Raw genomic sequence first — 6368 nt, forward strand, 5'->3', positions numbered from 1 at the left:
CAGGGGACATCGCTTCGCCAGATTCGTGATTGGATCGGGGGCCGTTCGCATCCCTACATGCGCACGAACCCCCGGTATCACACAAGGAACCGGCGGCGGCAGTCCGACGTGGATGTGAGTGTCCTGCTCACCCCCCGCCACGGGTCGTTCACCACACTGACACATGAGGTCTTCGTCGTAAACCCCGCGTGCTCCGCCTTTCGGCCACTCGGATGCGCCTCAGCGCAGGGCGCGGAACAGCAGCAGGTAGGCGCAGTAGCCCAGCGGCACCAGCAGGAAGCAGATCAGGAACCCGAGCGGCAGGTACCGGGGTGGGGTGCCGGCGACCATGGCGGGTCTCCCCCATCGGCCCAGCACCAGGTACCCGCCGAAGAACGCCAGCGCCGGCAGCCCCGCACAGATCCACGCGCCGAGGGTGAAGCCGTCGACCAGGCCGACCCCGGAGGCGAGCACGAGGGTCAGCATGAGCACCCCCGCCGCCGCCCCGCACGCGGCGTAGACGGCGACCGCCCGCGCCAGCGGCGACCACGTCGGCAGCAGCGCCGGCCGTTGGGCAAGCAGCTCGGCCTGCTGCCCGTGCCGGTCGGCCTCGTCGGCCATCCGCCGGGCCAGCTCCAGCTCCACCACCGGGTCGACCGCCGCCGCCCGCTGCGCCGGCACCCCGGCGCCCGCCGGGCTCACCGCCGTCGGCAGCGCCAGCGGCGACTGCACGACCGGCAGCTCGGGGTACGCCCCGACACCCGCCCGCCCCGGCACGCCGGCTGCGCCGGCGGACCCGCCGTCCCCCGATCCGCTGACGATGGGCGAGCCGGTCGGCGGCGGCGAACCGGGCCAGGTGGTGGCCGGCCCGGTTGCCGGCGGGCGGGGCGGGACGCCCGTACTCGTTCCCGGCGCGTCGTTGCCCGGTGCGGCGGTCGGGCCGGCCGGTGGCTGGTCAATGCCGATCGCGCGGCCGAGCTGGTCGAGGCGGTGGCCCTGGGCGGTCAGCCGCTGGTGCAGGTAGTCGGCGGCGGCGTGCAGGTCACGGCGGCGCTCGGACTCGGCTGCGGCGTCCCGCTCGCAGGCGCGACGGTGCTCGGCGAGCTGTCGGGCCAGCGCCGCGTACTCCTCGAAGGACACTGTCAACGCTCCCCGTGCGGCTCGTGCCCGTCGCGGGCGAACGGCACGATCAGCCTGGTGCGCTGGTCGTGCCGGTCGACCAGCAGCGCCCGGTCGGCGCGCGGCGTGTAGGCCAGGTCGTGCACCCCGAGGTGCAGGGCCAGCTCGGCGCCGGGCACGTTGAGCGCGACGAGGCAGGCGACGTCGTCGCGGTTCTGGGTGCCGCCGAGGTCGTCGGAGAGCCGCCGCAGGCCGCGCCACCAGCCGAGCAGGTGCACGCCCTGGGCGGGGCCGTGGCGCAGCAGCGTACGCAGGTCGTCCAGGCCGGAGCGGAACGTGACCGGGTCGGCCGCACCGAGGACCGGAGCGGCGGCGTCCATCCCGAACACCACCAGGTATTCGCGGCCGGCCGGCTCGGCGGCCAGCGTGGCGATCCGGTCGCGCAGCCCGGCCGCGTCGAGGCGGTGCACCGGGTGGCCGGCGGCCCGCAGCGCGGCCTCGGTCTCGGCCGCGATCGGGTCGGCGGCGGTGACCAGGGAGGCCACCTGGAACCGGGCGTCGCCGGGGGTGTGTTGACGGGCCAGGCTCAGCGCGGCGGCGCGCAGCACGTCCGCGCCGGCCGGTGCGGTGCCCACCACGGCGAGGTGCCGGCCGGGGGTGGAGTCCATCAGGAACAGCGCCGTGGTGCCGTGCACGTCGACCGTCCTGCCGACCAGCGCCATGGGGCGTCGGCCACCGGGGCGCAGCCCGGCAAAGGTGGGATCGTCCTCGACGCGCGCCGCCTCGTACCCCTTGAAGACCGCCGGGGCCCGCGAGCCCGGCGGGCGGGCCTGCCACAGCTCGTGGCGCAGCGCGGCGAGGTCGGCCGCGGCGGCGTGCGCGTCGGGGAAGCGCAGCAGGGTGTCGGCGCCGACCGCGCCGGCGGCGGTGTTGACCACGGCGGAGCCGATCGGCAGGGCCGCCGCGGCGTCGTTGAGCTGGTCGAGGACACCGCTGCCGCCGGGCAGCGCCACCCGCAGCGCGAACTGCCCGAAGATCGCCTCGGCCCGACCGTAGAGGGCCTCGATGCCGGTCATGCTCTGACTGGCCAGCACCAGGTGGATGCCGTAGGAGCGGCCCTTGCGGGCCAGCTCCTCCAGCAGGTCGACCGATTCGCGGGCCAGCGCGTCGTTGCCGGCGAGCAGCACGTGAAACTCGTCGATGACGGCCACGATGCGCGGCAGCGGATTGTCCCGTGGCAGGTCGGCGAGCTTGGTGACGCCGTGCCGCTTCAGCGCGGTGGCCCGGCGCTGTGCCTCCCGGCGCAGCTCGCGCAGCACGGCGAGGCCGTACTCGCGGTCGGATTCGATGCCGACGGCCCGGGCGTGCGGCAGCCAGGACGGGTCACGCCCGGTGGGCACGAACTCGGTGAAGCTGACGCCCTCCTTGAAGTCGAGCAGGTAGAGCTGCAACTCGGCCGGCGAGTAGCGCGCGGCCAGTCCGTACAGGACGTCGAGGAGGAAGACGGTCTTGCCGGCGCCGGTGCGCCCGCCGACCAGCCAGTGCGGGGTGGCGTCGTCGAAGGCGACCGTCAGCGCGGTGTCGAAGGCGACCGTCAGCGGCGCGGGGCCGGCCCGGCCGACGACGGTGCGCAGCCCGTTGGCCGCGGACTCGGCCCAGCGCCGCTCGGGCAGCAGCTCGGCGAAGGGCAGCGCCTCGGCACGGCGGGCGGCGGCGCCGAGGTGCTCGGCGAGCGCGCGGACCGAGGCCGGCGGCGGGTCGCCGTCGAGCAGCACCGGGGCGGCGAGACCGCTGCCGTCGACGCTGAACGGGACGCCGGGCGGGTCGCCGACGTGCGCGTACCCCTCGCTGATCCGGAGGGCGGTGGTGCTGCCCAGCGGCGGTGCGGTCTCGCCGGGCAGCCGGGACGGATGGCCGGCGAGGAGCACGCAGACGGCGGCGGCCGGGCCGGCGTGGGTGAGCGCGGCGAGCCGGGCCAGCTCGCGCGGCGGCGGGGCGGCGGTGGCGACCACCAGCAGCAACTGCCGGGTGGAGGGATCGGCGTGCTGGGCGGCGCGGGCGTGCCGTTCGGCGGCGGTCAGCAGGGCGGCCACCTCGGATTCGCTGGTGGCCGGCGGGTCGAGCACGCCGGCGTCGAGCAGCGGGCGCAGCGGGCCGAAGGTGGCGCCCAGCGCGGCGGTGTCGATGCCGGTGACCCGGACCCGACCGGGTGGCGCGGTCGCGACCAGCCGCAGCACCAGCGCCCGCAGCAGCGCGGCGACGCGCCCGTCCCGGGCGTCGGTGCCCAGTGCCAGGTGGTGGCCGCCGCCGAGCGGCAGCAGGACCGGGAAGCCGCCGTCCGGAGTGGACGCCTCGCCGATGCGCACCGCGGCCGGTGTGTCGGTCAGCGCGGTGGCGCCGGGGGTGGGGGTGGCCAGCGCGCCGCCGAGGCGCGCGAGTCGGGCCACGAGGTCGCCCCCGCCCGCCTGCGCCGGCGGAGCAGGCGCCGCGCCGAGCACGCCCCGGGCGGCATCCAGGTGTACGCGGGCCGCCCGGTGGGCGGTGACCGCCTGCCCGTACGCCGACGCGAGCCTGCCCACGCTCTGCCTCCCACGCCACGGCCGTCCGGTTCGCCGAAACCCTAACGGACAGCGGTGACACCGGGACAGTAGCGACCCGCGCTTTCGCGGCGGCCGACGCCGTGACACGCCCACAGCGCGCCGGGCCAGCGACGTTCACAGTTGTCGATTAGGTTGGCGGTGCGTACACCCGATGGAGGGAGTCCACCTCGTGCGACGAGTCCTCACGGCGGCCACCGCCGCCCTGACCCTCACCACCGCCGGCACCATGCTCACCGGCGCACCCGCCCCGGCCGCCCCGACGGGCTGGGGCCGGCCCGTCGTCTCGGTCGCGCCGCAACCCGGCGCTCCCGGCCTGGGCGACACCTACTACCCCGACTACGGCAACGGCGGCTACGACGTCTCGCACTACGACGTCCGGCTGCGCTACGACCCGGCCACCGACCGGCTCACCGGCACCACCACCATCCTCGCCACCGCGACACAGGACCTCTCGGCGTTCAACCTGGACTTCCTGCTCGACGTCGAGTCGGTGCGGGTCAACGGCTGGGAGGCCGGCACCGCCAGGGCGGGCACGCACGAGCTGGTGGTCACGCCAACCCGCACGATCACCCGGGGCCAGCAGCTCACCATCGTGGTGCGCTACGACGGCATCCCGTCGGAGACCCTGGTCGGCGGCTACACCGGTTGGACGCGCACCGACGACGGGGCGCTCGCGGTCAACGAGCCCGAGTCGGCGTGGTGGTGGTTCCCGAGCAACGACCACCCGCTGGACAAGGCCACCTTCGACATCTCCGTCTCGGTGCCCACCGGCGTCGAGGTGATCAGCAACGGCGTGCAGCCCCGTCCGCCGGCGGCCGAGGCCGGCAACCGCACCCGGTGGATCTGGCGGACCACCTCCCCCACCGCCACCTACCTGGCCTTCATGGCGATCGGTCAGTACGACATCGTCACCGACACCACGCCGGGCGGTCAGCCGGTGATCAACGCGTACAGCACCTCGCTGGGGGCGCTCGGGCCGGCCGCGCGGGCCAGCATCGAGCGGACCGGCGAGATCGTCGACTGGGAGAGCGGGATCTTCGGCCCGTACCCGTTCGAGGCGCGAGGTGGCGTGGCCGGGCCGGTGGACGGCATCGGCTTCGCCCTGGAGACGCAGACCCGCCCGGTGTACGGCCCGGGTTTCTGGCGTCGCGGCGCCAACACGTACGTGGTGGCCCACGAGAACGCCCACCAGTGGTTCGGTGACTCGGTCTCGGTGGCCGAGTGGCGCAACATCTGGCTCAACGAGGGCTTCGCCTCGTACGCCGAGTGGCTCTGGTCCGAGGAGCAGGACGAGGGCACCGCGCAGGAGGTCTTCGACTTCACCTACGCCAGCTACCCGGCCGACGACGAGTTCTGGCAGGTGCTGCCCGGTGACCCGGGCGCGGACCGGGTCTTCGACAACGCGGTCTACGACCGGGGCGCGATGACCCTGCACCAGCTCCGGCTGGCCGTCGGCGACGACGCGTTCTTCGCGATCCTGCCGGCGTGGACGGCCGAACACCGGCACGGCAACGGCACCATCGAGGAGTTCCAGGCCCTGGCTGAGCGCATCTCGGGTCTGGACCTGGACGAGCTGTTCACCACCTGGCTGTTCACCGCGGGCCGGCCCGACGTGGCCAGCGCCGCCCGCAAGGCCGCGCCGCCGGCCGAGCCCAAGTCGTGGGCCAAGATCCGGGAGTCCCACGAGTTGCTGTCGCACTAGCGGCAGTCGTCACCCGCAAGGCCCGTCGCCCAGGCGGCGGGCCTTGCGTCGTTTCCCGCTGGTCCCGCCGGAGCGATCTCACCTGTCAACGCAGCGTCCCCCGTCGCCCCTCCCCCACGCGTCCTTTGCTCTGCTTCAACGGACGCAACACCGGTTGTCCGACTATCGGACGGGCGGTGTTGCGTGGAGTGAAGCAGAGCAAAGGACGCGCGAGGGAGGCTGACCTCCGGGTCGGAGTCGTCGCCAGCGGCCGGATTCAGGCGGGCGGCTCAGGACGCCGGCGCCACCGGACGGCCCACGGTCGCCGGGGACCCGGCCGCCTCGGCCGTGCTCGCCTCGACGGCGCGGATGTGCCGGTAGGCGAACCACAGCGGCGGGAACGCCCCGACCGCGAAGGACAAATCGATGAGTGTCCAGAACCACGGGATGTCCCGGATCGGGCCGCAGATCAGCGCCAGCGGAACGATCCCCGCGCAGGCGATCATGCCGACCTGCACCACCCAGACGTTGCGCACCGGGTCACGCAGCGGCCCCCAGAACGCCACCGCCAGCACCAGGTGGGCGAAGGCCAGCCAGTCGGTGCCGTAGAGCAGGAACGGGTAGTCCTGCCCCGCCGTCACGAGTCCGGTGTGGACCCGCTCGATCCAGTCGACCAGCGCCGGCATCTGCCCGGCGAGCGGGTCCAGCGCGCGCAGCAGCCAGCGCACCTCGATCTCCAGCGGGAAGGCGGTGGCACCGCTCAGGAAGAGGCCGATCAGCACGATCCACAGCCACCGACGCGTACGCCGCAACCGCTCCTCGATGTCCATGACCGCAGCGTAACGATGATCTTGGCGCCGGTTCGTCCCGCCAGCGGTGACCGCTGTCTCACCGGCGTCCGGCCGGCGGGGGGGGGGCGCCGCGCCCCCCCCCCCCCCGCGCCCCCCCCCCCCCCCCCCCCCCCCCGCCCCCCCCCCCCCCCCCCCGTA

Annotated in this window: 4 protein-coding genes; 1 reads left to right on the forward strand and 3 read right to left on the reverse strand. The window is 74.8% G+C overall.

Features of this window, described 5'->3' with window-relative positions; all coding sequences use genetic code 11:
- Nucleotides 1-219: 219 nt before the first annotated feature.
- The gene (locus ACFYPH_RS07340) at nucleotides 220-1119 is read right to left on the reverse strand and encodes a hypothetical protein (protein ID WP_387179949.1); all 900 of its coding nucleotides are present in this window, start codon (nucleotides 1117-1119) and stop codon (nucleotides 220-222) included.
- A 2-nt stretch (nucleotides 1120-1121) separates the two neighbouring features.
- A complete protein-coding gene (locus tag ACFYPH_RS07345) occupies nucleotides 1122-3677 on the reverse strand; it encodes an FtsK/SpoIIIE domain-containing protein (RefSeq protein ID WP_387179952.1) in 2556 nt (851 codons plus the stop codon).
- A gap of 190 nt (nucleotides 3678-3867) precedes the next feature.
- Here ACFYPH_RS07345 and ACFYPH_RS07350 point away from each other — a divergent pair, with 190 nt between their 5' ends.
- Nucleotides 3868-5400 carry a M1 family metallopeptidase gene (locus tag ACFYPH_RS07350; RefSeq protein WP_354863217.1) on the forward strand — a complete coding sequence of 511 codons (1533 nt, stop codon included), beginning with the start codon at nucleotides 3868-3870 and terminating at the stop codon, nucleotides 5398-5400.
- 269 nt (nucleotides 5401-5669) lie between these two features.
- Here ACFYPH_RS07350 and ACFYPH_RS07355 read toward each other — a convergent pair whose 3' ends face one another.
- Nucleotides 5670-6209: a hypothetical protein gene (locus ACFYPH_RS07355; protein WP_354863216.1), complete on the reverse strand. Its 540-nt coding sequence runs from the start codon at nucleotides 6207-6209 to the stop codon at nucleotides 5670-5672.
- Nucleotides 6210-6368 lie beyond the last annotated feature (159 nt).

The sequence above is a fragment of the Micromonospora sp. NPDC005252 genome, from assembly GCF_042872475.1.
Taxonomy (GTDB): Bacteria; Actinomycetota; Actinomycetes; order Mycobacteriales; family Micromonosporaceae; genus Micromonospora.